The 26,729-nt window shown below is 66.5% G+C and carries 20 protein-coding genes; 7 read left to right on the forward strand and 13 right to left on the reverse strand.

Going from position 1 to position 26,729, the window contains the following annotated elements:
* Positions 1-45 precede the first annotated feature (45 nt).
* The 3 genes from QTI66_RS02375 to QTI66_RS02385 form a co-directional block, all read right to left on the reverse strand.
* Positions 46-1,908 carry a GMC family oxidoreductase gene (locus tag QTI66_RS02375; RefSeq protein ID WP_286557244.1) on the reverse strand — a complete coding sequence of 621 codons (1,863 nt, stop codon included), beginning with the start codon at positions 1,906-1,908 and terminating at the stop codon, positions 46-48.
* Between the two features lie 18 nt (positions 1,909-1,926).
* Positions 1,927-4,473 carry a hypothetical protein gene (locus tag QTI66_RS02380; RefSeq protein ID WP_286557245.1) on the reverse strand — a complete coding sequence of 849 codons (2,547 nt, stop codon included), beginning with the start codon at positions 4,471-4,473 and terminating at the stop codon, positions 1,927-1,929.
* 177 nt (positions 4,474-4,650) lie between these two features.
* Entirely contained in the window at positions 4,651-5,097 is a 447-nt protein-coding gene (locus QTI66_RS02385; protein WP_286557247.1) for a universal stress protein, read from the reverse strand.
* 255 nt (positions 5,098-5,352) lie between these two features.
* Between QTI66_RS02385 and QTI66_RS02390 the strand changes: the two genes are divergently transcribed.
* Positions 5,353-5,649, forward strand: coding sequence for a hypothetical protein (locus QTI66_RS02390; RefSeq protein ID WP_286557248.1), 297 nt, complete (start codon positions 5,353-5,355; stop codon positions 5,647-5,649).
* 64 nt (positions 5,650-5,713) lie between these two features.
* Here the strand turns inward: QTI66_RS02390 and pgm are convergent, their stop codons facing one another.
* The 4 genes from pgm to QTI66_RS02410 all read right to left on the reverse strand — a co-directional run bounded on the left by pgm (position 5,714) and on the right by QTI66_RS02410 (position 9,979).
* Positions 5,714-7,375, reverse strand: coding sequence for a phosphoglucomutase (alpha-D-glucose-1,6-bisphosphate-dependent) (gene pgm, locus QTI66_RS02395; protein WP_286557249.1), 1,662 nt, complete (start codon positions 7,373-7,375; stop codon positions 5,714-5,716).
* A 41-nt stretch (positions 7,376-7,416) separates the two neighbouring features.
* The gene (locus QTI66_RS02400; RefSeq protein WP_286557250.1) at positions 7,417-8,112 is read right to left on the reverse strand and encodes an ATPase; all 696 of its coding nucleotides are present in this window, start codon (positions 8,110-8,112) and stop codon (positions 7,417-7,419) included.
* The gene (locus tag QTI66_RS02405) at positions 8,109-8,453 is read right to left on the reverse strand and encodes a type II toxin-antitoxin system prevent-host-death family antitoxin (protein WP_286557251.1); all 345 of its coding nucleotides are present in this window, start codon (positions 8,451-8,453) and stop codon (positions 8,109-8,111) included. The genes QTI66_RS02400 and QTI66_RS02405 overlap by 4 nt, the downstream gene beginning before the upstream one ends.
* 62 nt (positions 8,454-8,515) lie before the next feature.
* Positions 8,516-9,979 carry an MFS transporter gene (locus QTI66_RS02410; RefSeq protein WP_286557252.1) on the reverse strand — a complete coding sequence of 488 codons (1,464 nt, stop codon included), beginning with the start codon at positions 9,977-9,979 and terminating at the stop codon, positions 8,516-8,518.
* Between QTI66_RS02410 and QTI66_RS02415 the strand changes: the two genes are divergently transcribed.
* Positions 9,978-10,208 (forward strand): hypothetical protein, encoded by a 231-nt coding sequence (locus tag QTI66_RS02415; RefSeq protein WP_286557253.1) that lies wholly within the window; start codon positions 9,978-9,980, stop codon positions 10,206-10,208. The genes QTI66_RS02410 and QTI66_RS02415 overlap by 2 nt on opposite strands.
* On the opposite strand, the gene QTI66_RS02420 is transcribed toward QTI66_RS02415, so the two are convergent.
* Positions 10,199-11,611: an MFS transporter gene (locus tag QTI66_RS02420; RefSeq protein ID WP_286557254.1), complete on the reverse strand. Its 1,413-nt coding sequence runs from the start codon at positions 11,609-11,611 to the stop codon at positions 10,199-10,201. The genes QTI66_RS02415 and QTI66_RS02420 overlap by 10 nt on opposite strands.
* Entirely contained in the window at positions 11,611-12,816 is a 1,206-nt protein-coding gene (locus QTI66_RS02425; protein ID WP_444814936.1) for a multidrug effflux MFS transporter, read from the reverse strand. The genes QTI66_RS02420 and QTI66_RS02425 overlap by 1 nt, the downstream gene beginning before the upstream one ends.
* A 252-nt stretch (positions 12,817-13,068) precedes the next feature.
* Here QTI66_RS02425 and QTI66_RS02430 point away from each other — a divergent pair, with 252 nt between their 5' ends.
* Complete coding sequence (locus QTI66_RS02430) at positions 13,069-15,195, forward strand: YfaP family protein (protein WP_286557257.1); 2,127 nt, start codon at positions 13,069-13,071, stop codon at positions 15,193-15,195.
* Positions 15,196-15,289: 94 nt separating this feature from the next.
* Positions 15,290-15,655, forward strand: a complete 366-nt coding sequence (locus QTI66_RS02435) for a hypothetical protein (RefSeq protein WP_286557258.1) — start codon at positions 15,290-15,292, stop codon at positions 15,653-15,655.
* A 21-nt stretch (positions 15,656-15,676) separates the two neighbouring features.
* Here the strand turns inward: QTI66_RS02435 and QTI66_RS02440 are convergent, their stop codons facing one another.
* The 4 genes from QTI66_RS02440 to QTI66_RS02455 form a co-directional block, all read right to left on the reverse strand.
* Positions 15,677-16,519 (reverse strand): hypothetical protein, encoded by an 843-nt coding sequence (locus QTI66_RS02440; protein ID WP_286557259.1) that lies wholly within the window; start codon positions 16,517-16,519, stop codon positions 15,677-15,679.
* 117 nt (positions 16,520-16,636) lie between these two features.
* On the reverse strand, positions 16,637-21,469 hold the full coding sequence (locus tag QTI66_RS02445) for a DUF4062 domain-containing protein (protein WP_286557260.1): 4,833 nt from the start codon (positions 21,467-21,469) through the stop codon (positions 16,637-16,639).
* A 167-nt stretch (positions 21,470-21,636) separates the two neighbouring features.
* Positions 21,637-22,128, reverse strand: a complete 492-nt coding sequence (locus QTI66_RS02450) for a methylated-DNA--[protein]-cysteine S-methyltransferase (protein ID WP_444814937.1) — start codon at positions 22,126-22,128, stop codon at positions 21,637-21,639.
* A gap of 77 nt (positions 22,129-22,205) precedes the next feature.
* On the reverse strand, positions 22,206-23,201 hold the full coding sequence (locus QTI66_RS02455) for a LysR family transcriptional regulator (RefSeq protein WP_286557263.1): 996 nt from the start codon (positions 23,199-23,201) through the stop codon (positions 22,206-22,208).
* A gap of 89 nt (positions 23,202-23,290) precedes the next feature.
* On the opposite strand from QTI66_RS02455, the gene QTI66_RS02460 reads away from it, so the two are divergent.
* The 3 genes from QTI66_RS02460 (at position 23,291) to QTI66_RS02470 (ending at position 26,688) form a co-directional block, all read left to right on the forward strand.
* A complete protein-coding gene (locus QTI66_RS02460; protein ID WP_286557264.1) occupies positions 23,291-24,472 on the forward strand; it encodes an MFS transporter in 1,182 nt (393 codons plus the stop codon).
* Between the two features lie 255 nt (positions 24,473-24,727).
* Positions 24,728-25,939, forward strand: coding sequence for a patatin-like phospholipase family protein (locus QTI66_RS02465; protein ID WP_286557265.1), 1,212 nt, complete (start codon positions 24,728-24,730; stop codon positions 25,937-25,939).
* Positions 25,939-26,688 (forward strand): acetoacetate decarboxylase, encoded by a 750-nt coding sequence (locus QTI66_RS02470; RefSeq protein WP_286557266.1) that lies wholly within the window; start codon positions 25,939-25,941, stop codon positions 26,686-26,688. Before QTI66_RS02465 ends, QTI66_RS02470 begins: the two co-directional genes overlap by 1 nt.
* Positions 26,689-26,729 lie beyond the last annotated feature (41 nt).

The following is a 26,729-nucleotide window of genomic DNA, read 5'->3' on the forward strand; positions in this document are numbered from 1 at the left end:
CTTCTCCTTGTGACGAAAAAAGTGTCAGCCAATCAAGGTGACGCGTCAATTTGTCGAAAGAGGTGTTTGCGTTGCGGTGCTCAGCACCATGTCGGCCGCTTTCTCCGCCAGCATGTAGACCGCCGCGGCCACGAAGAAGCCGGGGATCTTCGGAAAGGCCGAGGCATCCACCACCCGCAGCCGCGACACGCCATGCACGCTGAGCGTGCTGTCGAGCACGCCGCCTTTGTCGCGATCGCCGATGGGGCATGAGCACGATGCATGGTGGCCCCATGCCGTATCCCGAACGTACTGCGCAACGGCTTCATCGCTGTCGACGCCGGCGCCGGGTAGCACCTCTTCCCGAATCCATCCGCTGGCCACCAGCGGCGCCGTGAGTGCGCGTATCTCGCGGATCGCCTGCACGATGGCCTGAAGGTCGTCCCGTGCGCCCTCACCGCTTTCCTCGAAGTAGCGAAAGCTGATCAAGGGCGGATCGAGCGGGTCCGCGGAGCGAAGCCGCACGCTGCCGGCGCGGTTGCGCGTGTGGCCCTTGAGGATGGCCCACGTCATCTGGTCCGAGTGCGCGCTGATGAGCCTCGAAAAGCCCGGAAAGTAGCCCTCGAAGCGCGCGAGCAGCGCCATGCAGAAGATGTCGGGCTCGGTGGTGGCGCGGTCCGAGCGCGTCACCAGGCCCACGGCCGCGCCGTTGGAGCCATACATGCCGGTGCGCGATTTCTTCCAGATGTCCCACAGCGGGTCGCCGCGCTTCCACTGCGCCCCTTCCAGCACTTCCCAGGGCGCCTTCATGCGGTGCGTCAGCGCCACCTCGTAACGGTCTTGCAGGTTGCGGCCCACGGCGGGCAGATCGACGCGTGGCTCGATGCGCAGCTGGCGCAGGTCCAGCGCACAGCCGATGCCCGAGAGCATCAACAGCTGCGGCGTGTTGAAGGCGCCGCCGCACAGGATCACTTCGCGTTGCGCGCGCACTTCGCGCCGGTCGCCCTGCCCTGCGTTGGGCTTGGCGTGCGCACGATAGAGGTGCGCGCCCTTGAGGAATTCCACGCCGTTGGCCGCGCCGCGCGCATCGAACAGCACGCGCGTGGCCAGCGCGTCGAGTTCGATGTGCAGGCGATCCGGAAAACGCCGCTTCACGTCGATGAGGCGCTCGCGCACGCCGAAGCGGCGATGGCCGCTGGTGGCCAGCGGCGTGTAGCAGATGCCTTCGAAACTGCCGGGCGTGAAGCGACGCGAGTTCGGGTCGCCCACGCCGCCACGAATCCAGTTCCACGCGCTGCGCAGCGGCGTCGGCAGCTTGTGCGTGAAGGTGCCCACCGTCGAGACCACGGTGCGGATCAGGCCGTTGTCATGCAGCACCGACAGCGGCATCGACTTTTCGGTGCGCAGCCAGCCGTTCCACCCGTGGCCGGTGGGGTCAAAGCCGACGTGGCGCAGCAGGCGCCACACCGGCCGATGCCTGCAGTTCTCGATGCGCTGGGCGTAGCGCCGCATGTGCGACGCGTTCCAGGACACGTCGCTGGTGCTGCGCGCGATCTCGTCCCAATCCGAGTCGTGCGGGGGCATGAAGATCATGGCGTTGTGCACGGTGCAGCCGCCCAGCGCGGCGGCGCGCGGGTACAGCACGCCGCCCTTGTCGGGGGTGTACTTGGGGTCGCGCTTCTGCCGCTCTTCGTCGTCGTAGTGCCGCACGAAGAAGTCCCATTTGAGCGCGTCGTTCTCGCAGGCAAAGGCGTGGAAGGCCGGCACGTCGTAGTCGTCGGGCATGCGCTCGCCCTTGCGCGGGTCGCCGCCGGCTTCGATCAGGAAGACGCGCATGCCCTCTTCCACCAGCCGAGCCGCCAGCACACCGCCCCCCGCGCCCGAGCCGACGATCACGTAGTCCCAGTCGGGCGCCTGATCAGCGTTCATCGAAGAACTTGGCACCTCTCAGAAGGTCTTGAGGAATGCAATGAGCGCGCGCTTGTCGGCGTCGCTCAGTTCGGGCTCCTTGCCGAAGGACTTCTCGTCGGCGCTCAGGCCGTCCTGGCGATTGAACTCGGCCGTGCCGAAATAGTGGCCGCGGTTGACGACGAAATCGGGGCACTTGCTCAGCGCCAGCATGGGTTCGCGCAGGTCGGCGAAGTGCTTGCGCAATTCTTCGTCTGTCGCGCCCTTGGGGGCCGTCAGCAGGTTGGCCTTGAGCCGCAGGGCCAGCCCGCTCATCTTCGCCACGTGCTCGGCCTTGTCGGCGATGCCGTCTTCCTCGGCGCGCAGCTTCAGGTTCGACAGGATGCCGATGGGCACGCCCTTGGGAATGGGCCCGAGGACCACGTCCCCGCCTTCGGTGACCAGATCGGGCACCCAGCGGTGCAGCGTGCCTTGCAGCGGCTTCAGGGCGTCGGGCACGAAACCCACCGGAATGACGATCTCGCTGCGCTCGGTGGTGCGGTCGATGGTGCCGTTGACCTTGTTGCCCAGCTCCGGATCACGCTCGCGCTTCTCAGGCCACAGCATCTGCTCGATGGATGCGTCGAAGACCTTCATGCGGGCCTCCACCGAGGGACTGATGTCGAAGGGCCCTACGGTGTTGTTGAGCAGGTAAGGCCCCGTCGACCACAGGCCGATGAGCGAAGGAACACGGGTGTAGCCGCGCCCGCCCGCCGGCATGGAATAGGGACGCGGCTCACCGGTGAATGGGTCCGCCACCGTGATGGTCCCCACAGAAGGCAAGGACTTGTAGGTGCTCGATGAGAAGTTGTCCCAGATATTGCCGGCCAGCGCGTTCGTCGCCAGCGGGCTGCAGGCGTTGGTGCGCAGCAGCGTCGCGGGAATGCGCACTTCGGTCGACAGGTAGTTGTTCTCCAGGAAGTCCGGCGCCTTCACGATGGCGCGCATCTTGGCCTTGTAGTCGTCCGTCTGCGTCCATGTCCAGTAGCGCTTGAAGCAATCCAGATAACCCGGCCCCGCGCATTGGGCGGGCGCGGTGTTGACCTCCGGTGGCGGCGCCTTGCTCGAATGACAGCGCGCGCAGGTGTCGGCAAAGACGGTCTTTCCCTTGTCCAGCGTCGCCGCGTCGGCTTCGAGGTATTTGCTGCCGCCGGGCGCGTCCTTGAGGTGGTCGGGGCGCGCGGCCTTCAGGAAGAACAGCGCCGTGTTGGGCGTGCCCGCCTCGGTGGCCTGCCAGTAGACCGAGTTCTTCTGCGCGTCCGCGATCCTGATCGGCGTGATGGTCTTGCCGCCAACCACCGCGTTGAAATGCAGCAGCCATTCCTCGCTGAACAGGCCGATGTTGAGGTACACACGGTTGAGGGCACCGAGCAGGCCGACGGAGTCGGCGCCGTCCTTCAGCACATGCGGCGTGCGCACGGTTTCGTCAGCCTTGGAGAAGAACTCCGTCAACGGTCCGCTGGTGACGAAATCGTTGAACTGCTTGTTGTCCCGCTCGCCGCCGCTGAGCTTTTCCTGCCCCAGCCGCTTGGCCAGCGCCATGCGCTGCGGAAACTCGTACACGGCGTTCATGGTGCGCGGGTTGTTGATGCTGTCGGTGGACACGAGCGAGGTGTCCATCGAGCCCGGCCGGAAGGTGTGCGCCAGCTGGAACATGAAGTTGCGCCGTCCCTCGGGCTTGTTGGCGTTGTAGATGAACAGGCGGTCCACCCACATGTACTGCGCGCCGACGGAGGAGCTCAGGTTCTCCCACTTCGGATTCTCCGGATCGGCCGGCGGCTTGACCGGGCTCGGGCCGATGTGGCAGAAGCCGCAGGACATGCCGACGCGGTAGGGCCGCACCAGGTCCTTGCGGTTGTAGTAGCTGGGGTCGGTGTAGTACTTGTCGGCGTCCCAGGCCTTGGCGGCCTTTTCGTCGAAGTCGGGATTGGGAAAAAGCCGCAAGCCGGCGATGCCCGTGCCCCAACCGTAGAAGGAACCCACCGGCAAGGTCGTGCCGTCGCCCAGCGGCTTGCCGCGTGCGCCGATGGCCACGCCGGGGTACTTGGTCTCGTTCTCGAAGGGATCGGGCGCGCAGTCCTTGCTGCGCACGTCCAGCCACAGGCCGCGACGGTTCTTGTCCGGGCCGGCGGCCTTTTCGAAGCAGGGTTCGTTCACCAGCCCGAAGTAGTCCCACCGATTGGCGCGCGAATAGCCCAGGCCCGGATGCGAACTCACGATCTTCAGCAGGTCGAAGGCGCCGTAGGTGTAGTCGGTCATCTTCGACCAGAAGCGGTCGTTGCCGCCGCTCCACATGAGCCACATGTTGCGGCCCTTGACTTCTTCAGGCGTCAGCGCGACGCCGCCGTCCATGTCCTTGAAGTAGTCCTCGTCGGCGTGGGGAAACGAGGCGACGGTGCGGCCGACCGTCTTCGCTTCGTCCAGCACGGTGCCGGGAGCGGGCTCGTTCTTCGAGCAGCCGGCCAGCCAACCGGCCGCCGCCAGGCACACGGCGGCGATGGCGACGAACGGAAGCGACCTTGTGGTGGCCGAAAATTTCTTCTTCATTGCCACTCCTCCTGCGCGGATCGGCCAACGGGCAGATACCGATGCCGGCGAAGTGTGTTCGCGGGGTGCCGCTTTGGCTATTGGCCATGCGCGGTAACGCGAAGGAGGTATGTTTGCGGCCCAAGCAGCAGAAAACCCTGAAGCGATGTCACGGGGAGGCCATGAGGCCCCCATATTTCAGCGCAACACGAGCACGGGGATGTGCGAATGCGTCAGCACATGCAACGTCTCGCTGCCCATCAGCATCCGCGTGAGCCCGCGACGTCCGTGCGAGGCCATCACGATCAGGTCGCAGTCGTGCGTTTGCGCGAACTCGATGATGGACTCCGCCACCAGGTTCGTCTTGACCACCACGGCTTCGACATTGCCCACGCCCTTGGCCAGCGCGGCAGCCTTGACGGCATCGACCAGGGCCTGCGCCTTCTCGACCGACCGGGCCTGTGCTTCCTCGGACTGCACCTGGCTCAACACCGATGAACCGTCGAAAAAGCTGTGCGCCGCCAGATGCGCCACCGTCATTGCGCGCAACTCGGCGCCGCACAACAGACTCAGGTCAATGGCTTTGCTGACGGCTTGTTCGGACAAGGAGGAACCATCCGTGGCGACAAGGATGCGCTTGAACATGTGAATCTCCTCGCGTTATGACAATCCCCGATTTGACGCCCTTCCGGCGCAGAGCGAAAGCCCGGTCAGCGCGCCGATTCCATCCATCGGATCGGCAGCTTGATCGTCGCGCTGAGACTTCCTTCACGCCCGGAGCGCGTTTCGCATATCGGGACGGTCATCTTCCATCAACTTCAGCGACGTTTAAGGACCAACACAGAGACTGACATCAACAAGACAACAAGTCCTGATTCCGGACTGAAAGGATCAACCCAAATGAAGCGCTCCAACGCCGCCCAGTCGCCCCAGCCACTCACCCCCTCGCAGATTGCGCTCGTGCTCGAAATGCTCGAACTGCACCAGCTGGCGCCCAAGGAGACGGCCGCCATGTTCAACCAGGTCACGCAGGCCGGCGTGTTCACCGAAGCCCAGCAGGACGCGATCGAGATCCTGTTTTCACTGGAAGAGCGCGAAATTCCCGACGCCCTCTTCGACTTTGCGGACGACGATGCGCGCGACATCGTTCGTGAAAGCCTGCCGCACGAAGCGCGGCTCAGCTACGTGCGCGCCTGAGAAGAGAAACTACCTTGCCCTTGCGGCCATCGCGTGCTGGGCGCTTGCCGCAAAGACCAGGAACCTAAGAGCCGCCTGCCGGCGCAATGGCTGCATCCACCATCGCCTGCGCCTCCTGCAAGATGCGCTGCAGATGCTCCGGCCCCTTGAAGCTCTCGCCGTAGATCTTGTAGATGTCTTCCGTGCCCGAAGGCCGCGCCGCAAACCAGCCGCCGCTGGAAATCACCTTGATGCCCCCGATGGCCGCGCCATTGCCCGGCGCATTGCTCAGGATCTGCTCGATCTCGTCGCCCGCCATCTCGCTCGACTTGACCTGATCAGGCGACAGCGCACCCAACTGCTTCTTCTGCTGCGCATTGGCCGGCGCATCGACACGGCTGGACACCGGCGAGCCGAACTCCTGCGCCATCTCCGCGTACAACGTGCCGGGGTCGCGCCCCGTGCGCGCCGTGATCTCGCCTGACAACAGCGCTGCCGTGATGCCGTCCTTGTCGGTGGTCCACACGCTGCCATCGAGCCGCAGGAAGGTCGCGCCCGCGCTCTCCTCGCCCACGAAGCCGAGCGAGCCGTCCATCAAGCCCTCGGTGAACCACTTGAACCCGACCGGCACCTCGTACAGCCGCCGCCCCAGCCGCGCCGTCAGCCGGTCGATGAGCGCCGTCGACACCGCCGTCTTTCCCACAGCCGTTTGCGCACCCCATTGCGTGCGGTTGCGAAAGAGATAGTCGATGCACACCGACAGGTAATGGTTCGGCGGCAACAGCCCCGTGGCCGGCGTCACGATCCCGTGCCGGTCATGGTCCGTGTCGCATGCAAAGCCCACGTCGAAGCGGTCCTTGATCGCCAGCAACTGCTGCATCGCGTACGGCGATGACGGGTCCAGGCGGATCTGGCCGTCCCAGTCGCAGGTCATGAAGCGAAAAGTCGGGTCGACCGCGTCGCTCACCACCGTGAGGTCGAGCTTGTAGCGATCGGCGATGGCAGCCCAGTAGTGAACCCCCGCGCCCCCCAGCGGATCCACGCCCATGCGCACCTTGGCGTCACGGATCACGTCCATGTCGATGACGTTGCCGAGGTCTGAAACGTAGGTGTCCAGGTAGTCGTAGCGGTGCGTCGTCGATGCCTTCAGCGCCTGCGCCAGCGGCATGCGCTTGACGTCCGCGAGTTTCTGCTCGAGGTACTTGTTGGCCGCCGCCTGCATCGGGCCGGTGATGTCCCCGCCGGCCGGTCCGCCGTTGGGCGGGTTGTACTTGAAGCCGCCATCGCGCGGCGGATTGTGCGATGGCGTCACCACGATGCCGTCCGCCAGTCCCGTCGTGCGTCCGCGGTTCCACTTCAGGATCGCGTGCGAGATGGCCGGCGTGGGTGTGAACTCGTCGTTGGTGGCCAGCATCACCTGCACGCCGTTGGCCGCCAGCACCTCCAGCGCGCTCTGGGCGGCCGGCGCCGACAGCGCGTGCGTGTCGATGCCCAGGAACAGCGGCCCGTCGATGCCCTGCCCCGCGCGGTAGTCGCAGATGGCCTGCGTGATGGCCAGCACGTGCCACTCATTGAACGATCGTTCGAGCGAGGTGCCGCGGTGCCCCGAGGTGCCGAAAGCGACACGCTGCGAGACCACCGAAGGATCGGGCTTCTCGGCGTAGTAGACGTGAATGAGCGCGTCCACGTCGATGAGCGAGGACGCGGGAGCCGGCTTGCCGGCAAGGGGGTGGATTCTTTCGGCCATGCCGCCAGCGTAAGCGCACGGCGCGGGCTGCGCCAGTATTTTCAGTTGGGCCGCGGCCGCTTCAAGGGCACGACCGCCGCCCCGCCCTGATGCTCCATCGCCGCCTGCACGATGGGCCGCGCCCACTCCGGCGTTGCGCCCAGCGCGGCGGCGTCGCCGGCGGGCGGATACAGCACCTTGCCCTTGACCATGTCCAGCACCAGCACGGGATCGGGAATGTCCTCGCCCGGCGCGGCCTCGGTGCTGTTGTCGAACACCTGCAGGCGCGCCAGCCCGGGCATCAGGCGGATGAGGTTCATGCGCGAGGCCACCCAGCGCTCGCGGATCTTCTTTTCGGGGATGTCATGCCCGCCGACGGCGACTCGGGCGCTCACGCGGCGCATGTGGTGTTCGATGGAATCGAGCCCGCAAAAGAGCATCACCACGTCGTGGGTGCGCGCCGCCTTGGCGAGCATGTCGGGGATGGTCCGGGCGCCGAGGGTGGTTTCAAAGGCGAAATTGATGCCCTCGGCCATGGCGGCGGCCAGTTGCGCGCGGCCGAATTCCCACGCCTGGCCGTTGGCCTCTTCCACGCCCAGTCCGAGGGTGGCGACCAGTTCGCGGGCATAGGTGTCGGGGTTGAACCACGTCAGGCCATGTTCTGCCAGCAAGGCGCCGCCGACGGAACTCTTGCCCGCGCCGTTGACGCCGGCCAGCACGAAGACAAAGGGCCGTGCCGCTGCCGCCTTGCGCGTCAAAAGGAGGCACCCGCCTTGGGTCGTTTGGCGAGCTTGCCCTTCGATTCAAAGAGCGCCGCCACGTTGTGCGCCGCATCGGGCGCCTGCAGCACCGACAGGCGCGTCTTGAAGCGGTCGGACAGATCGTCGAGCACCGATTGCTCCCGTGCCCGCAGCGCCAGCAGGTCTTCGGTGAGTTGCTGGTAGGTCGAGGCATCCAGCAGCACCATTTCGACCGCCGCATGGTTGGTGATGGCCACGCTGCCCGACTGGCGCACCTGCCGCACCACGTCGCCCCACTTGTTCTTGACCTGGGAAGCGTTTTGGCGCGGCAATTCTTCGAGACTCAACAATGCAGACATGATGGACTCCTGTGTTGAGCCATTATGGCAAAAATGTCCAGACTTTGGGGAACTGGTCTATTTCAGACAGACTTCGAAGCGCCACGGCCGATCCATACCCACGCGCTCAGCGCACTCAACAAGGCGAGCGCCGCGCTCATCAGCATGACCCACCGGAAGCCCGACACGAAAGCCGCGTGGATCTGCTCGCGCAAGGCGGCGGCGAGCGCGGCGTCGGTCCCGGCCGGCAACCCCGCCTCGGCCAGACGCACACGCTGCGTGTCCAGGAAGGCGACCACCTCGGGCGACGCGTTGATCGATTTCAGCCCATCGCCCAGGCTGGCGTTGAAGGCCCAGGCCATGAGCAGGCCGAACACCGCAATCGCCAGCACCGCCGCCACGCGCGACACGGCGTTGTTCACCCCGGAGGCGAGGCCCGCCGAATCGGTGCCCACGGAATTCATGACCGTCGTGGTCAGCGGCGCGATGGTCACGGCCATGCCCAAGCCGAGCACCGACACCGCCGGAAAGAAACCCGTCCAGTAGTTCGCGCCCGTGCCCGGCACCGCGAACAGGGCGAATCCGGCGGCGGCAATCGTCGGGCCGATCACCAGCGGCAGGCGCGCGCCCACGCGGTCCACGAGTTGCCCCGACCACCGCGACAACGCAAACAGAATCAGGATGAAAGGCAGCAGCGCCCCACCGGCGGCAGTCGCCGAGTAGCCCTGCACCTGGATCAGGTTGAGCGGAAAGAAATAAAGCCCACCGCCGAGCGCCGCATACAGCAGCAGGGTCAGCACGTTGGCGCCGCTGAAGTCGCTGATCCGGAAAAGCCCCAGCGGCAGCATCGGCTCGCGCACGAGCCGCTCTGCCATCACGAAGGCGCCGCCCGCGACGACGCCCGTCACCAGCGCCGCGATCACCGGCCACGCGTTCCAGCCCTGCGACGGCGCCTCGATGAAGGCGTAGACGATGCCCGCCAGCGCCAGCGTGGCCAGCAGCGCGCCCAGCCAGTCGAGCGAGCCCGCGGAAGCCGCGCCGCGGCTTTCCGGCACATGGCGCCACGTGATCGCCAGCACCACCGCCGCGAGCGGCACGTTCACCAGGAAAGCCCAGATCCACGAGTAATGATCGACCAGGAATCCGCCGATCACCGGCCCGACGGCGGCTGTGACGCCGCTGAATCCCGACCATGTGCCGATCGCCCGGCCGCGTTCCTTCTCGGTGAAGTTCGCGCTGATGAGCGCCAGGCTGCCCGGCACGAGCATCGCACCGCCGATGCCCTGCACCGCGCGCGCCAGGATCAGCATCTGCACGTCGGCCGCGAGTGCGCACCCCACCGATGCGCCTGCGAACAGCGCCACGCCCAGCGAAAACACCTTGCGCCGCCCGAAGCGGTCGCCCATCGAGCCGCCCACGAGCAGCAGCGCGGCCAGGAACAGCGCATAAGACTCCACCACCCATTGCGCCTGAAAGGCCGTCGCGTTCAACTCGCGCTGGATGGCCGGCAGGGCCACGTTGACGACCGTGCCGTCGACAAAGGCCATGCTCGAACCGATGATCGCCGCCACCAGCACCCACGGCTTGGAAGCGGGAGGGCAAGGCTGGGCGTCGCACCCGTGCGCAATGAAGGCAGCGTCGCTGGGTGCTTTGCCGATCTGGGCCATGGAGTCAGCGGTTCATTCGTCGGGCGATGATGTGCTGGCGCACAAAGGCGCAATGTACGTGTTCGATGCGGTTTGCGCGAATGGCCGCATGGCCATTGCTCAGCTGTGATCCGTGGACCCCGCGCCCGCCGCCGCCACGCCGCTGCTTTCGCGCAGCCGCAGCGTGCTGAATACCGCCGCCGTGGCCGCGCAAGCAGCCGCCAGCGCCAGTGCAATCACCGACCCATCGCCCGGATGCCAGAAGCTGAAGATGATCGCCAGGATCACCGCGCCCAAGGTCTGGCCCGTGAGGCGCGCCGTGCCCAGCATGCCGCTCGCCGCGCCGCTGCGATTTGGTGGCGGCGAACTCACGATGGTGTGGTTGTTGGGCGACTGGAACAGCCCGAAGCCCAGGCCGCACAGCGCCATGCGCCAGACGATGTCCGCATTGGACGGGTTGTCAGGCAGCAGCGCCAGCAAGGCCAGCCCCGATGCGAGCATGCCCAGGCCCACGCCACCCAGCAGCCCATCGGGAAAGCGCCCGATGAGCCGCCCTGCGATCGGCGCCATCACCACGATCGCCAGCGGCCACGCCGTGATGAGCAAGCCCGCTTCGACGTGCGAGCGTCCGTAGAAGCCCAGCAGCAGGAAAGGCAGCGAGATGTAGGCCAGCATCTGCGCGCTGAACGCCATCACGGAGGTGCACATCGACAGCGCAAACACCGGGATGCGCAACAGGTCCACCGGAAACAGCGGCGCCACCTGATGGCGCTGGCGCCGGATGTAGAAGATGCCGACGCCCACCCCCGCCGCCAGCATGATCCACGCCGAGGGCGACGCGCCTGCCCCCGTGGCGCCGTCCCGCACGCCGAGCCCGTCGGCGCCAATGAAGACCAGCGAGAACATGGCCACGTTGAGCGCCACATCGACGAGCGAGAAACGCTCCTGCGCCCCCTTGGCCACGTTGTGCGGTAAAGCGCGCGCGCCCAGGATCAGCGTGAGGATGCCCAGCGGCACGTTCAGCGCAAAGAGCCAAGGCCACGACGCCACCGACAGGATGGCCGCCGCGACCGATGGCCCCGCCACCGAAGCGGTTGCGACCACCAGCGAATTGGTCGCCATGCCGCGCCCGAGCTGGCTCCGGGGATAGGTGAGGCGCACCAACGCTGAATTCACGCTCATGATCCCGGCCGCGCCCAGCCCTTGCAAGGCGCGCGCGGCGATCAGCGTCCCCAGCGAATTCGCGAAGGTCGCCATCACCGACGACACCGTGAACAGCGCCATGCCGACCAGATAGACACGCCGATACCCGATGCGGTCGCCCAGCGAGGCGAGCGGCAGCAGCATCACCAGCGTGGCGATCTGGTAGGCGTTGATGACCCAGATGGTGTGCGAGGGACTCGCGTTGAGTTCGTGCGCGATGCCCGGCAAGGCGAGGTTGACGATGGTCCCATCCAGCACCGCCACGGCGATGCCCAGGATGATGACGATCATGGACCGCGTGCGTTGCGGCTGGGGGAGTCCGTCCTGCATCACTGGCCGACCGGGCAAGGTTGCGCTTGCCGCCCACCCAGCGTCGCCCACGTGAGCGCGAGCGAGATGCCGACGCCGGCCGCTATGCCCGCCACCATGGCCAGCGGCGTGCCGGTGGTGAAGAAGCCGACGATGCCCATCATCACCGCGCCGGTGAGCATCTGCAGCGTGCCCATCAACGCCGAGGCAGTGCCCGCGATGACGCCGTGCTTCTCCAGCGCCAGCACGGCCGTGGTCGGAATCACGAGGCCCATGAAAGCACTGGCGATAAAGTAGAGCCCGATCAGCACCTCCAGCCTGTCGCCCCCGGCAACGAAGTAGCCCAGCAGCGCGAGCATGACGAGGCAGCACGCCAGCACCGCCCTCTGCACCATGGCCACCAGCCCGATCCGCTCGCCCAGCGCGCCGGTGAACTGCGATGCCCCGATGAACGCCGCCGCATTCACGCCGAAGGCCACGCTGTACTGCGTCGGCGTGAGCCCGTAGTGGTCGATGAACACGAAGGACGAATTGGCCAGGTACACGAAGAATCCACCCATCGCGAAGCTGCCGATGAAGACCAGCCCGAGATAGTGCGGATCGCGCAGCAGCACGCCGTAGGAACGCAAGGCGCTGCCCAAGCTGCTTTCCAGCCGTGCTTCCGCAGTGCGCGTCTCCTTGAGAAATACCCCCGTCAGCACCAGCCCCGCCACCGACGCCAGCGTGACGGCCCAGAACACGCCACGCCAACCGGTGAACGCGATCACGGCGCTGCCGGCCAGGGGCGCGAGGATCGGCGACACGCTGAAGACCAGCATCAGCAGCGACATGAGCCGCGCAGCGTCCGTACCTGTGTGCAGGTCGCGCACGACGGCGCGTGGAATCGCCATGCCGGCCGCAGCGCCGAGGCCTTGCAGGAAGCGGAAAGGAATCAGCGTGTGGATGTCGCCCGCCAGCGCGCAGCCCACGCTCGCGCCGGCAAACAGCAGCAGTCCGAAATACAGCGGCGGCTTGCGGCCCACCATGTCCGACACCGGGCCATACAACAGTTGCCCGATGCCCAGCGCAATGAAGAAGGCCGTCAGGCTCATCTGCACTTCGCCGATGTTCGCGTGCAGGCTGTTGCCGATGTCGGGCAAGGCCGGCAGGTACATGTCTATGGCGAATGGCCCAATGGCCGACAGCAGCCCCAGCACGAGGGCGATGCGCAGAAAACGGGAATTCATCACCCTATTGTCGCGATCACGGAAAGGTCGCGCTGCGGCGGGCGTGTGCGGGCTGTGCTAGCGCCAGACAGTGAGCGCGCATGAACGCCCTCCCCGGCTTGCAAAGCGCCTTGCGCCTACCGCATGGGTGGGTCTAGCCAATTCGGCCGATTGACGCTGGCATGGGCCATCCATAACGTCCAGTTACAAAGTTCTCACGCGCAATGCGAAGGCGTTTGCCCTCGCGCGATAGAGCACGCCCTGGAGACATCCATGACCAACCCGCAGGCAGCCGCGTCCATATCCGGTCTCGCAGAAGCCAGTGTCCGGGCGCTCCATCGACCGCGCCGATGCTTCCGGGCGGGGCGCCTTGCCCGATTGGCCGCATTGGCTGCCCTGACGACGGCTTGCGGAGGCGGCGGCGATGGCCAAGGCCCTACCTATTCCATCGGCGGCACGGTCACCGGACTGGCTTCCGGCACGTCGTTCCAGATCGCCAATGGCGGCGACAGCCTGTCGATATCAACGATAGGCGCGTTCACCTTCTCAACCAAACTGCCTTCGCAGCGGACCTATGCGGTCACGGTGTCGCAGCAACCCGTGGGCCAGGTCTGCAACGTGGGCAACGGCTCCGGAACGGTGGCGTCGAGCAACGTCATCAACATCGCCATCGCGTGCGTCAAGAGCCTGCCGGGCGGCACGGGAACGGTCGCGGCCTCGGGCGGCATGGTGTCCACGCCGGTCGCCGACGTGACGGTGCCGTCAGGTGCCAGCCTGAAGCCGCAGACCATCACCGTGACACCCATGGTGCCGCCACCGGGCCTGCCGTTGATGCTCACGGCCATTGGCGCGGCCATCGACGTGGCTGTCGATCAGCCTGACGCACTCAACGCGCCCTTTCTCATCACCCTGCGGTACGACGCCAGTGCTGTTGTGGATGAAGACCAGTTGGCGGTGGTTCACTACGACGCAGGCAACCAGCGCTATGAGCCCGTGACCATCGTCAGCCAGGACAAGGCGGCGCATTCGTTCCAGGTCGAGGCGCGCAGCTTCTCGCACTTCCTTGTTGTTGCCTTCAACACGGCCAGCCTGCCAACCAGCCGCTCGCTGTCGAACTTCTCGCCTTCGGCCAGCGGCTGGAACATTCCGAACTTCGGCAGCTACTACAGCCCGGGCGGCAACAGCCTTGGCATGTCGGCGTACGCAAGCTGGTACTTCGCCAACCGCCCGGGGTCGAACCTGGGCACGAAGTACGCGGCAGCGGGCAACGCGGGCATCGCGCAGTTGGTGGCGGCTCGCGCGCAAGTCGCGCAAAGCCAATACTGGGCGATGAAGTCCAGCACGGTCCTGGGCGCCCTTGGCAACGCAGCGACGGCGCGGCTCATGAAGGTCTACCTCGCAGCGTTCAATCAACCCATGGTGCTGCTGCTCGGCCAGAACGGCATCCCGAAGCACGCAGCCGTCCTCCATGGCTATGACAGCACCGGCTTCAGGTTCCATGACGTCGACGTGATGGGTGCCGAACAGACCCTCGCCTTCGACGGCACGAACTGGGGCCGCTACGCGGGCTACGACTCGTTCTCGTACGTGGCGCTTCCAAGCCTGGGGCGCAACGAAGACTTTGCAACGCTCACGACGCAGGCCGAGGGCGGCTTCGGTTCTTCTCCCCTGATCGGCTTGACTTCTCCCTCGCCGGGCCAGCAGATCCCCAACCGCAGCGTGGCGCTCGCAGGCAATCTCTCGGGCAGCTTGGGCACCAACGCCAGCATCGTTGCCTACGTGAAAGGCGTGCCGCAACGGGTCGCCGTTGCTTCAGGGGCGTTCTCAGCCACCATTCCGGTTTCCGCGGGGGACAACACCGTCGTGGTCGTGGCAGGCCCTGGCCTCGCGCAGCAATCCAACTGGTATGCGAATGCAGCCACGCTGATCGTCGATGTCACGGGCACCGGCTCGCTGACGAAGCTGCTGACCACGCTGACATGGGACCAGGACAACGCGGACGTCGACCTGTATGTGACGGAACCGCCGCCCGGCAACCAGACGTCCTGGTATTTCAATCGCAAGACCGTGAACAGGATGAACCTCGATTTCGACAACACGCGCGGCTTCGGTCCCGAGCACACGACCCTGGCAACGGTTGGCACCAACGCCGGCACGGCGCTTGCCGGCCAGTATCCGGTTGCGGTTCACTACTATTCCGACCACGGCACGGGCCAGACCGCCACCGGGACCGTGACAATCATGCTGAACGAAGGGCAGCCGAACCAGCAGCTGGTCTCGAAGAACTTCAGCATCGCAACATCGAATTCAAAGAACGACGATCCGGGTCGCACCGGGCCCGACTGGGTGCGCATTGGCACGGTGGATCTCGAGGCGGGCACGATCAAGCTTGCGCCTTGATTTTCGCGGCCCCACGAAGGTCGTGAACCTGTTCAAATGGGGCGGAGACACTCGCCAGACCCCTGTCGAATGCCTGCCTCACAAGGAGAGCCCCATGCCCGATGCTCGCGCAGCCACTGGCCTTTGGCGCTTCGTTCATCTCGCCGCGCTCAGCGCCTTGCTGGTCGCATGTGGCGGTGACAGCGGGTCTGACGCACCGGATGGCCCCGCATTCACGGTCGGCGGATCGGTGACCGGTCTGGGGCTGAACAAGTCGCTTCAGGTGGCCAACGGACGGGACTCCCTCTTCATCACGGTGTCCGGACCCTTCACGATGCCAACGCCGGTGGCGACGGGGCAAACCTACGAGGTCACGGTGTCGCAGCAACCCCTTGGCCAGTTCTGCAGCGTTGCCAACGGCACGGGAACGATGGGTTCGCAGAACGCCGCCAGCGTCGTGGTCTTCTGCGTCAACGCCTAGAAGGCTGTTGAGTGCGTTCCGCTACCAACGGAAGGTGGCGCCAAGCATCGGCCCGTTGAAGTTCAGGTTGTCGATGGTGCTGCCCGACTTCATGTCGTACGAGATGTAGCGCCACATGGCCGTCAGCTCGCCCCATGGGTAGGCATAGCTCACGCCTGCCGCAGCCTGCCAGGTGAGGCGCGACTGCCCTGTGCCGACGTCGGCATAGAACGGGAAGGACCACCTGCGCGTCTCGCCCATCGTGTAGCGGCCCTTGAGGCCCGCGATGCCATCCCACAAGGTCTCGCTGTTCTCGAAGCTGCCTGAACGCCCCGCCGGTGCAATCGGCCCCAGATCGCCCGAGATGCCCCAGCGCAACGAGGGCTTCAAGGCAAACATGCGTGCGCCTGCCAGCAGGTCGATGGACAGCGCCGGCGTCTGCATCACGCGGTATTCACCACCCAGGGTCCACAGCGAGCCTTTCAGATCCCAGGTGAGATCGGCCTGCGTGCTCAGGGGAATCGCATTGCCGCCGATGGTGAAGTCGCGTGTGCCGTACTTGCTGCCGCCGAGGTCGAGGTAGATGTAGTCGGTGAAGACGCCCCAGCGTCCGTTGTGGGCCTCGAAGGCGCCCATGAAGGTGAACTTCAGGCTGTCGATGACGGTGCCGGCGTTCACGTCGATGGTGGGCCCGCCAGGTGTACTGGGCACGCTGCTCGAACCACCGATGCTCGGAAAGTACCCGTACACCGACAACGAATAACGCCAGTTGCCCGTGCCCGTGTCGGCCTGCGTTGATTGCGCCGACGCCAGGCACGGCCCCAGTGTCGCCGCCAGAAATACGCATCTGGCAACAGTGGGGCGAAGGCGGGAAAACGTCCTCATGCGTGCATTGAACCACGCCCTTTCGCCCATGGCTAGACCATCTTCCCCGGCGTGGAATTGTGTTGCTTCCACCCATCTGCCCCGGCGCGCAGGGTCCGGAAATTGCAGGCCCCAAGCTCAAGGCCAGAGGGCAAGAACATCAACTGCCGCAGCAGTGATCGCCGACAGTTCGCCCGGTCGGCTCAGGCCACGTGTCAGGCGCAGCAGGATGCGGGCCACCGACAGGGCCTGCTCGCGTTGCAGGGTGGACGCTGCGGCCAAGCCACATCGCCAGGCGGCATGGCGGGCAGCAGCAGGTGCTTCCAGCAGCGCTCGGACGACGGCCTCCAGGGCAGTGAGGACATCCTCGGGCACGCCGGAGCGCAGCGCCAACTCCATGGCGGGCACCGTCATTTCCAGCACCGCAAACCGGGTGGCGATGGCGGATCTTGCCCTGGGGTTGTCGCGCACATACGCCGACGACAAGTGTGCGAGAGCCTGCTCCAGCGCGGGCACGTCGAGGGTCGGCGCGAGATGGACCCAGACTTCGCCGTCTTTCATGGCAATGGCCCGGTCGACAGCCGTCTGGCGTTCACCCAGTGCCGCCCAACGAAGCGCGACGCCGCGCAGCGCTGGCCTGGTCCAATCTTCCGCCGGCCAATGCCCTGCGCCCGCCTCGAAGCGGCGCAGGAGGACCGCGTCGGCGTGTGGCGCCAATGCTGCCACGCCGCCCGCCTGCGCAGCTTCATCAACCCAGCCCATCACTGTCTCCACGGTCGTGGGCAAGTCTTGACAGTCCGCGGCGCGGCTTACCCAGGCGCATGCACATCGCTCGCGGTCCTCGGCCTTGTCCAGCCCAAGCAGCCAAGCCTCGGCGGCCGGCAACGTGGCAGCCGTGAGAACCTGCGCAAGCGGGGCGAAGACCTTGTGGAAGTTGTAGTGCATCCTGGTCAAGGCCTGCACGGCTTCCATGGCCCAGGCGTCGCCCTCCGCAGGGGGCAGCCGCTCGCACAGGGCCGCGGCCAACGCCACTTCTCCTTCGGGTTCGAGCCATCGGCTGCGACTGCGCGCCTCCTCCACATCACCCAGGCGGCCGAGCTGGATCAACAGTTCGGGCTCGAATTTCTCAGGCCCTGCAAAAGCCATGACAGCGCGCTCGTTGCGGTGGGCATCCAGCCATGCCAGCACGCTTTGAAGCGCAGCGCGCGACAGGCTGGGGGCCAGATCCCGGAGGGCGTAGCCAATGATTCTCCGTTCGCCGGCAGCGCCGCCAAGCAGTTCTTCAATGGCCTGATCCACAAGCAACTGCGCATGGTCGAAGCCGGCCAGAGCCTTCAGCATCAACTGCGCGCGCAGCATGCCCGGTGCAAGGGCGCGCAGGCAGCGCGCATGCGTGGCCAACGCGCCTTCAACCGGCACCCACCGCGTCACCATCGCGAGGAGACCTTCCTCCAGGTTGAACTGCGTGCCAACGGCATGGGCGCCACGCTCATCGGCAGCCCGTTGCCAGGCTTCGGCCAGCCGTTCCCAAAGGGCATCCCACTGAGCCAGTGGCATCACCGGCACAAGCGCCTTGAGTGCCTCGGCACGCTGCTCTTCAGTATCCAGCGCCATCGACTGCGCCAGGGCCTCATCGCCCAGGCCTGCTTCGGCCATCAACCAGGCCGCCGTGCCACGCAGCGCTGCCAGCGGGCGCGGGCGATCCTTGATGCGGTGCAGAACGGCCAGCGCCCTCGGGCCTTGGCCCAGCACCGCCAGGCGCTCGGCAAGCGCACCAGCGGCGCGCGACCACGCCGCGGCATCGCTCAGCTCTTCCGCCTTGGTCAGCGCCGCGTCGATGGCCTCCGGCGGCAGGACGGGTGCAATCGCCGCCAGCGCATCCGGCAGGAACTTGTCGTGCCGCAGGTCGCCGAGTGCCTGCAAGGCTGACGCGAGGTGGCCTGCCAGCACCAGGCGTGGAAGCATCGGCACCAGCACATCGGCACGATCGTAGGAATCCAGGCCCCGGGTGGCCAGGCGCAGCGCAGCCTCGGGGCCTTCAAGGCGGGCAAAGGCAACAGCGAGCGCGCCCAATGCTTCCCGACGGTCGTGGCGGTCCTCGATTTCGCCGGCCAGTTCCACGGCAAGACGCAGTGCGCCGTCGGTGAGCCACGGTTCGAGCGCTGCAAGGGTCCTCGCCGGAAGGAGCATGTGCTTTTTCAGCGCCGCGCGCACAAGCCTTTCGAGCCCCGTTTCGCGCGGACCACCCGGCAGGAACGCGGTCATTTCGGCCATGGCCTGCAACCACTTCGGGCTCGGGTGGTCGGGAGCTGCCTTCCACAACTTCGTCAGCAACGGCCCGGCCACTGACGATCGTTGGGCCTCGGGCCAACACCGCACCATGCCCGCTGCGGCAGTGGCCCGCACGGTGGGGGCTTTGAGCTTCGCCCATTGCGCGAGCGCTGCCGGCCAGTCGCCGGCCTCGACCAGGCGCAGCGCTGTGGCACGCGCGAGCGCGCCTGGCCAGAACAGACTCAGCGGCCGCGGTGGTGGTGTCGCCTCGAGCGCGCGCAGTGCGGGCAGCAATTGCGCATCCAGCGCCGCCTGCAATGAACCCAGGTGCCAGGTGTCGTCGGTGTCGAACGCGCCGCGCAACTTTCGCCGGGCACACTCCGCCGCCACGAGTTCGATGAGACGGACCAGGGCGACCTGGGCGTCGCCGGGTTCGAGCAGTGGGCAGATCGCGGCGATGGAACGCGCTGCGGCTTCGCTGTCGGCGAGGCCCAACGCCTCCGACAGCGCGCCTTCGACGTCGCCGATTCCAGCCTGGTGCCGCAGCAAGGACACCATGGCAGCGCGCCATGCAAATGTCTCGCTGGTGGTGCGCACGCGTTGCAGTGCGATGCGCACGTCTTTCAATTCATCGAGTGCGGGAGCCAGGGCCGCGTAGGCTTCCAGCCGCTGATCGGCCGCCGGCATGGCTTCGATCACGCGCATCGCAACAGCGGGGGTCCAGTGGCGGTGCCGCACCAGCGCGGCCAGCAGTCCGGGGCTGTGGTTGGACGAACGATGCCCCAGCGTGGCGGTGGTCAGGGCGCATCTCAATTCCCCGGCCAGCGCCGGCAGTGGCTGGCCTGCCGTCAGGGCCGCGTCGTCAATGGCCTCTTGCGTCGCCCAAGCTTGGGCCACGTCGTGCTGGAAGCCGGCGACGCTGGGGTCTGCCAACTGTTGCGCCGCGAACCAGCGTGGATCACCCACCAGCGCGAGCAACGCAGCATCTTCACCGGCGCGGCGCAGGTGCGTGGCCAGGTGGCGCAAGGCGTAGCCATCGAAGCGTGGCCAGCGCGACGCGTCCGCAAGATCGCGCTGCGCAATGGCACGGTGCATTGCCGGCAGATCGAGTTCGTCGCGACTGCCCAGAAAGTCGGCAAAGGACTTGTGCACGATGCGCCAACCCTGGCGACCGCCCGCCAGGAATCGCCGCCATGGCTGCAGCACGCGCGTGTGGATCTCGTCCGCAGGGCGGCCCGCATGATCGGCGAGCCAGGCCGTGCTCACCGGTTCGCCGGCCACGCCCAGCAGGGCGAGCACGGGTCGCCAGAGGCCGGTCCACTGCGCATAGTCGCGCTGCGGCAGTTCGTTGAGCCCCATGCGGGCCCAGAAGTGGGCGTAGTAGCTTTCCAGGCCCACCGGCAAGCGCTCTGCTTGCAGGGGACGAAAGCCGGGCACGCCCTCGGCAATATCGGCCAGCACGTAGGCCAGGTACATGAAGTTGTCTTCCGCGGCCGCCAGCAGGTGAGCAACAAATCCGGCTTCGTCGAGCGCAGGCTTGGCTGCGGCAGCGGCTCGCGCCACTTCGGGTCGGCGCCATGCGGCATGCAGGCTCGCGGTAATGTCGTCGCGCTGCATCGCATCGCCGGCGGCCAGCTCGCGCGGCATCAGGCGCGTGCCAGGAGCGCTGGCCAAGCTGTAGCCACCCGGCCGCGTCGTGAGCAGCACGTAGACGTTGTCGGGCAGACGGGTCGGCAGCCGCAGGGTGTTGCGACCAGGTTCCGCGGGATCCGCCTCGTCGAGGCCGTCCAGCACGAGCCACAGGGGTTGGCCGAGTCGACGTGCCTTGGCGCCGGCCTCGGTCAGGCGGTTGCCCAGCCAGGTGGCGTCATGCCCCGCGTTGTCAGGCAGATGGTCGTACGGCAGGTCCCAGCGCAATACCAGTTCTGCGCAGAGGTGCCGCAGGCAGCCTTCGGGATCCACGCGGTTCTCGGCCACGCTGCAGAAGTACGCCGGCGCGTCCCACCGGCGCGCCACGGCGGCGGCCCATGCTGTCTTGCCCAGGCCGGCGTCGGCAATGAACACGAAGTAGCCATTTGGCCCGCGGGCGACGAAGTCGGTCAGTTCGTCGAAAAGCCGCTCCCGGCCGGCGAAGTCCTGCAGTTCACGCTCGATGAGCGGGCGGAAATCGACCACCGCGTCGAGCAAGCCAGCGCGCCCGGCGGCCGCCTGTGGACGCGCCACGTCGAACAGCCAGCGGTGCACATCGATCGCCACCTGGGCAGCCAGTTCGTCGCCATTGCTGAATGCGGCGCGCACGATGTGGTGGCGCTTCAGTTCCTGCTTGAAGTCAGCCAGGCGCGGCGCCGCTGCCGGATCGTCATCGCGCCCACCGGGGCCGAAGGCATCGATCGCCGCTTCGTCCTTGAAGTAGATGAGGCAATGCAAGCGGCGCTCGCGGGCGCGGCGATATTCGTCGTGGGTGATGCCCGAGCCCCATCGGCCGGCGAAGATGCCAATGTAGAGCTCGCTGCGGTCGACCTCGTCGAGCGAGGCCTTGCCGGTGGATTCGTCGCGGCTGCCGAAGTGCTCCATGCCGACGAACTTGGTCTCGCGCAGGCCATCCAGCACGCGCGCCACCGCTTGGCGCTCGGCACTCAGGTCGAGCGAGGTCGAGCTGACGAAGACCGGGGCAATCTGCGCCATGGGCTTGGCGCGCATGCCGTTCTAGTGTTCCGAATTGGAAGTTCGTTGAACAAGCAAATCTCTCGAAATCGATGTCAGGCAAGGCGCAAAGCACAGCCATGCCGAGCGCATGGCGAGCATTTGCAACGCCGCATGGCGTCGATTCCCGGCAGATTTGTTCAACGAATTTCCGATTCGGGACACTAGGGCTGGCGCAGATCGTCCGTTTCGAACAGCGCGGCCGTGCCATCCGCGGACACGCGCTGCGCACCTTCGACCGCCAGCATCTTCACCTTGACGCCCGCCCCGCCGTGCGCAGAAAAGCCGCCCGTCTGCTGGCCCGCCGCGAGCACGCGATGGCACGGCACCACCGGCGCAAAGGGATTGAGCCCCAGCGCCTGCCCCACGGCGCGCGACAGGTTCTTGTCGCCCAGTTCGTCCGCGATCTCGCCGTAGGTGCGCGTCTCGCCGGGCAGGATGCGCCGGGCAATCTCGTAGACGTTGCGATGAAAGTCCGGCACCCCGTGCCAGTCGAGCAGCACGTCGGACAGGTCGTCGTGGCCGCCGGTGAGCAGGTGCGTGATGCGGGCCATGGCGGCCTTCACGTCGGGCGGCGGCAAGCCTTCCCGAAGCTGCGCAAAGCGTCGATGCATTCGGGCCCGCGTCGCGGTGGCGTCGGCCTCAGGAAGCTGCACGCCAATGATCCCCCGTTCGCCCCACGCAATCCCGCAAGGACCGTAGCGCGTGTCAAAAAGTGCGAAACCTTCAGCATTCATATGACCACCGGTTGTTTGCGTTTTGTGATGCGCCGTGGAGGCGCGGCTTTGAAATCGGTTGGTGAGGGAGGTGTGTGGGGCATGGCGCCGTGCAGGACGACGTTGGCGCTCAGGAAGTCGAGCACCGCCCGGACGCGGGCGGGCAACTGTCCGCCCTTGCCGAGGTAGACCGCGTGGATCGGCTCGACCTCGTTCGGATTGAAGGGCTCCATGACGGGCACGAGGCGACCGGCCTCGATGTCGGCGCCCACGTGGTAGAGCGACAGCCGGCCGAGCCCGACGCCCGACATCACCAGCCGCCGCAGGCTCTCGCCGTCGCCGGCGCGCACGTTGCCGGACACCGGCACGTCGACCTGGCGCCCGTCCACGCGCAACGGCCAGTCAGGGACGTTGCGACGGTAGTTGGAGCCGAGGCGGTTATGCAACATGAGTTCCTGCGGGGTGTGTGGCGTGCCGTGGCGGGCAAGGTATGCGGGCGAGGCGACGATGGCCTGCCCCGTCTCGCCCAGCTTGCGGGCAACGAGGTCGGACGGCGGCAGGCGCCCCCAGCGGATGGCGATGTCGGTGCGCTCATCCATGAGGTCGACCACGCGGTCGGTCACGACAATGTCAAGTGTGATCTGTGGATGCAGTTCGAGCAAGGGGCAGACCAGCGGAATAAGCACATGCTGGCCGAAGGACACGCTGGCGTTGATGCTGACCCGCCCCCGCGGCGCGGCCCCGGCGGCGGCGCTGCGCTCGGCTTCATCCATATCGGCCATCACGCGCACCCCGCGCTCGTAGTAGAGCCGCCCTTCGGGGGTGAGCTGCAGCTTTCGGGTGGAGCGATGCACCAGGCGGGTCGCCAGGCGGGCTTCGAGCCGGGCGATGAGCTTGCTCACGGCCGAGGGGGTCATGCACAGGGCGCCGGCTGCGGCCGAGAAGCTGCCGCGCTCGACCACCTGGATGAAGGCCTCCATCTCGCCGGAACGGTTCACTTCGGTGCGGGGCATGGCTGGTGATTCGTGAATTCAATTCACAGTAGTTCGTCCAAGCGGCATTCTAGTCATCGAAGGCGTTTGTCTCCACCATACGGGGCATCATGCCAATCGCCCTCCTCGCCCTCACCGCCGGTGCCTTCGGAATAGGCACCACCGAATTCGTGATCATGGGCCTGCTGCTGCAGGTGTCCAGCGATCTCCATGTCTCCATCGCGGCCGCCGGCCTGCTGATTTCGGGCTACGCGCTCGGGGTCGCCATCGGCGCGCCGGTGCTCACCATCGCCACGCGCAAGATCCCGCGCAAGACCGTGCTGCTCGTGCTGATGGCCATCTTCACGCTGGGCAACATCGCCTGTGCCATCGCGCCGAACTACGAAATGCTGATGGGCGCGCGCTTCATCACCTCGCTGGCGCACGGCACCTTTTTCGGCGTCGGCTCGGTGGTCGCCACCGGCCTGGTGCCGCCGCAAAAGCGTGCGTCGGCCATCGCCGTCATGTTCACCGGCCTCACGGCCGCCACGCTGCTGGGCGTCCCTGCCGGTGCCTGGCTGGGCGTGCATTTCGGCTGGCGCGCGACTTTCTGGGCCGTGACCGTGATCGGCGTGATCGCCTTCGGGGTGCTGGCCGCCTTCGTGCCGCGCGCCAAGGCCGCCGATGCCGACGAAAAGCCGGTGGCCCTGCGCGACGAAATCGCTGCCATCGCCCAGCCGCAAGTGCTGCTCGGGCTGGCCATGACGGTCTTCGGCTACGCCGGCGTGTTCGCCGTCTTCACGTACATCCAGCCGCTGCTCACCCGCGTGACCGGTCTGTCGGAGGCGGCCGTGTCGCCCGTGCTGCTGCTGTTCGGCGGCGGCATGGCGCTGGGCAACATCCTGGGCGGCAAGCTGGCCGACCGGGCGCTGATGCCGGCCGTTCTCGGCACGCTGGCGGCGCTGGCCGTCGTGCTGGGCACCACGCACTTCGCCGTGCAGACGCCGGTCACGGCCGTCGTCTTTGCAGCAGTTTTGGGCATCGCGGCCTTTGCGACGGTGGCGCCACTGCAGATGCGCGTGCTCGAAAAGGCGGCCGGCGCCGGCCAGAACCTGGCGTCGAGCCTGAACATTGCGGCCTTCAACCTCGGCAATGCGCTGGGCGCCTGGGTGGGTGGCGTCGTCATCGACCGCGGACCGGGGCTCGGCGCGCTGGGCTGGGCGGCCGCGCTGCTCACGCTGGGCGGGCTGGCGCTTGCCGTATGGAGCCACGGGCTCGACAAGCGCACAGCCACCGCGTACGCCGCGGCTTGATGACTTGGTACCCCCTTTCATAAATACAAGCACATGAAACCGCGCCTTTCGCGCCATGGCGGCGTTGCAAATCCTCGCGATACCACAAGGTATCGCTGCGGTTTGCGCCTTGCCCTGACACGAAACGCATCGCTTTCATTTGTGCCCGTACTTATGAAATGGGGTACTTAGCCGTGAATGAGGACCTGGGACTGCAGGGAACCAATTGGGACGCAGCGCCAACTCACAGGGAATCGCGATCCCTACGATCGCTGCATGAAAGACACTCTGCCGCTCTCTTCCTCCAAGCAGTTCAGCTCCACGGCCCTCAAGGCCGGGGGCCGCAAGGCACTGGTGCTGCAAGGTGGCGGTGCATTGGGCGCTTACCAGGCCGGCGTGTATGAGGCGCTGAGCCAGCATCGACAGCAACCCCAATGGGTGGCTGGCGTATCCATCGGCGCCATCAACTCGGCGCTGATTGCCGGAAACGCACCCGACAAGCGGGTCGAGCGCATGCGCGAGTTCTGGCAACTCGTTTCCTCGGGGCCGACGCAGCGCCTGCCTGCATGGATGGCCAGCCGCGCCACGCTCAACCAGTGGAGCGCCAATCTGGGCGCGCTGTTCGGCGTTCCGGGCTTCTTCCTGCCGCGCATGTCACCGGCGTGGCTCATGGGTGCCGCGGCACCCTTGCTGAGCTATTGCGATACCTCGCCGCTCAAGCAGACACTGGAGAGGCTCGTCGATTTCGACCGCATCAACGCACGCGAAATGCGGCTGAGCGTGGGCGCCGTCAATGTGCGCAACGGCAACTCGATCTACTTCGACAACTCGGTGCAAAAGATCGGCCCCGAGCACATCATGGCCAGCGGCGCCCTGCCGCCAGGCTTCGCGCCGGTGGAGGTGGATGGCGAAGCGTACTGGGACGGCGGCATCGTCTCCAACACGCCGCTCCAGTACGTGCTGGACAACCAACCGCAGACCGAGCCGCTGGTCGTGCTTCAGGTCGACCTGTTCAACGCGCGCGGCGCCATGCCGACCACGCTGTCAGAAGTGATGGAGCGCCAAAAAGACATCACCTACTCCAGCCGTACCCGCCTGAACACCGACACGCTCGCGGCCAACGTGAACCTGCAGCAGGCAATTGCCGACCTCATCGACAAATTGCCGGGCCATCTGCGCAAGGACCCCAGCGTGCAGGCAGTGCAGGCGCAACTCACGCATGCGCCCATCGACATCTTTCACCTGATCTACCGGCACAAGCCCTACGAGGGCGACTCCAAGGACTACGAGTTCTCGCGCGCCACGGTGGAAGAACACTGGGAAGCTGGCCGGCGCGACATGGACACCACCATGGCGCACCCCGAAGAGATGCACAGCGACGCGCACACCAATGGCGTCACCACCTTCGACCTTGGCGAACCCGGCGCACCCCGCGTCAAACGGCCGCTCACCGCCCGCGCGATGGCTGCGGCAAGCGAAAGGAACTGATGCTCATCGACGACGTCCGCGGCAAGGCCTTTTCCATGCCGCTCACCAGCCCCGCCTTTCCGCCGGGCCCCTACCGCTTCCTGCGGCGCGAATTCCTCATCGTGACCTACCGAACCGACATCGACGCCCTGCGCGCCGTCGTGCCCGAGCCGCTCGAAGTGATCGAGCCGCTGGTGAAGTACGAGTTCATCCGCATGCCCGACTCCACCGGCTTTGGCGACTACACCGAATCCGGGCAGGTCATTCCGGTGCAACTGCGCACCCGCAAAGGCGTCGAGCAAGGCGCGTATGTGCACGCCATGTACCTCAACGACCATCCACCCATTGCCGGTGGGCGCGAACTGTGGGGCTTTCCGAAAAAGCTCGCCTCGCCCGTGCTCGACTACGAAACGGACGTCATCGTCGGCACGCTGGACTACGGCAAGGTGTGTGTCGCGAAGGCCACCATGGGCTTCAAGCACCGCGCGCTGGCGCCCGAACCCATCCTGGCCGGCATCGCGCAACCCAACTTCCTGCTCAAGATCATTCCGCACGTCGACGGCACGGCGCGCATTTGCGAACTCGTGCGCTACCACATGGTCGACGTCACCCTTCATGGCGCGTGGACCGGCCCTGCGTCGCTGGAACTGCATCCGCACGCACTGGCGCCTGTGGCAGACCTGCCGGTGCGCGAAGTGGTCTCGGCCGTGCACTGCATCGCCGACATGACGCTGGCGCTGGGCACCGTCGAATACGACTACCTGGCCTGACCTTTGCCTGCCACCGATCCGCCCATTCCATCCATTTCATT

This window comes from Variovorax brevis (assembly GCF_030317105.1).
Lineage (GTDB): Bacteria > Pseudomonadota > Gammaproteobacteria > Burkholderiales > Burkholderiaceae_C > Variovorax > Variovorax brevis.

Excerpts from the sequence above, each read along its gene's own strand:
- QTI66_RS02375 (WP_286557244.1), bottom strand. The coding sequence starts at position 1,908 with ATGAACGCTGATCAGGCGCCCGACTGGGACTACGTGATCGTCGGCTCG.
- QTI66_RS02390 (WP_286557248.1), top strand. The coding sequence starts at position 5,353 with ATGAAGCGCTCCAACGCCGCCCAGTCGCCCCAGCCACTCACCCCCTCG.
- QTI66_RS02460 (WP_286557264.1), top strand. The coding sequence starts at position 23,291 with ATGCCAATCGCCCTCCTCGCCCTCACCGCCGGTGCCTTCGGAATAGGC.
- QTI66_RS02435 (WP_286557258.1), top strand. The coding sequence starts at position 15,290 with ATGCCCGATGCTCGCGCAGCCACTGGCCTTTGGCGCTTCGTTCATCTC.
- QTI66_RS02420 (WP_286557254.1), bottom strand. The coding sequence starts at position 11,611 with ATGCAGGACGGACTCCCCCAGCCGCAACGCACGCGGTCCATGATCGTC.
- QTI66_RS02425 (WP_444814936.1), bottom strand. The coding sequence starts at position 12,816 with ATGAATTCCCGTTTTCTGCGCATCGCCCTCGTGCTGGGGCTGCTGTCG.
- QTI66_RS02445 (WP_286557260.1), bottom strand. The coding sequence starts at position 21,469 with ATGCGCGCCAAGCCCATGGCGCAGATTGCCCCGGTCTTCGTCAGCTCG.
- QTI66_RS02440 (WP_286557259.1), bottom strand. The coding sequence starts at position 16,519 with ATGAGGACGTTTTCCCGCCTTCGCCCCACTGTTGCCAGATGCGTATTT.
- QTI66_RS02410 (WP_286557252.1), bottom strand. The coding sequence starts at position 9,979 with ATGGCCTTTGTCGACGGCACGGTCGTCAACGTGGCCCTGCCGGCCATC.
- QTI66_RS02385 (WP_286557247.1), bottom strand. The coding sequence starts at position 5,097 with ATGTTCAAGCGCATCCTTGTCGCCACGGATGGTTCCTCCTTGTCCGAA.
- pgm (WP_286557249.1), bottom strand. The coding sequence starts at position 7,375 with ATGGCCGAAAGAATCCACCCCCTTGCCGGCAAGCCGGCTCCCGCGTCC.
- QTI66_RS02465 (WP_286557265.1), top strand. The coding sequence starts at position 24,728 with ATGAAAGACACTCTGCCGCTCTCTTCCTCCAAGCAGTTCAGCTCCACG.
- QTI66_RS02430 (WP_286557257.1), top strand. The coding sequence starts at position 13,069 with ATGACCAACCCGCAGGCAGCCGCGTCCATATCCGGTCTCGCAGAAGCC.
- QTI66_RS02455 (WP_286557263.1), bottom strand. The coding sequence starts at position 23,201 with ATGCCCCGCACCGAAGTGAACCGTTCCGGCGAGATGGAGGCCTTCATC.
- QTI66_RS02380 (WP_286557245.1), bottom strand. The coding sequence starts at position 4,473 with ATGAAGAAGAAATTTTCGGCCACCACAAGGTCGCTTCCGTTCGTCGCC.
- QTI66_RS02405 (WP_286557251.1), bottom strand. The coding sequence starts at position 8,453 with ATGTCTGCATTGTTGAGTCTCGAAGAATTGCCGCGCCAAAACGCTTCC.
- QTI66_RS02415 (WP_286557253.1), top strand. The coding sequence starts at position 9,978 with ATGCTCGAACCGATGATCGCCGCCACCAGCACCCACGGCTTGGAAGCG.
- QTI66_RS02470 (WP_286557266.1), top strand. The coding sequence starts at position 25,939 with ATGCTCATCGACGACGTCCGCGGCAAGGCCTTTTCCATGCCGCTCACC.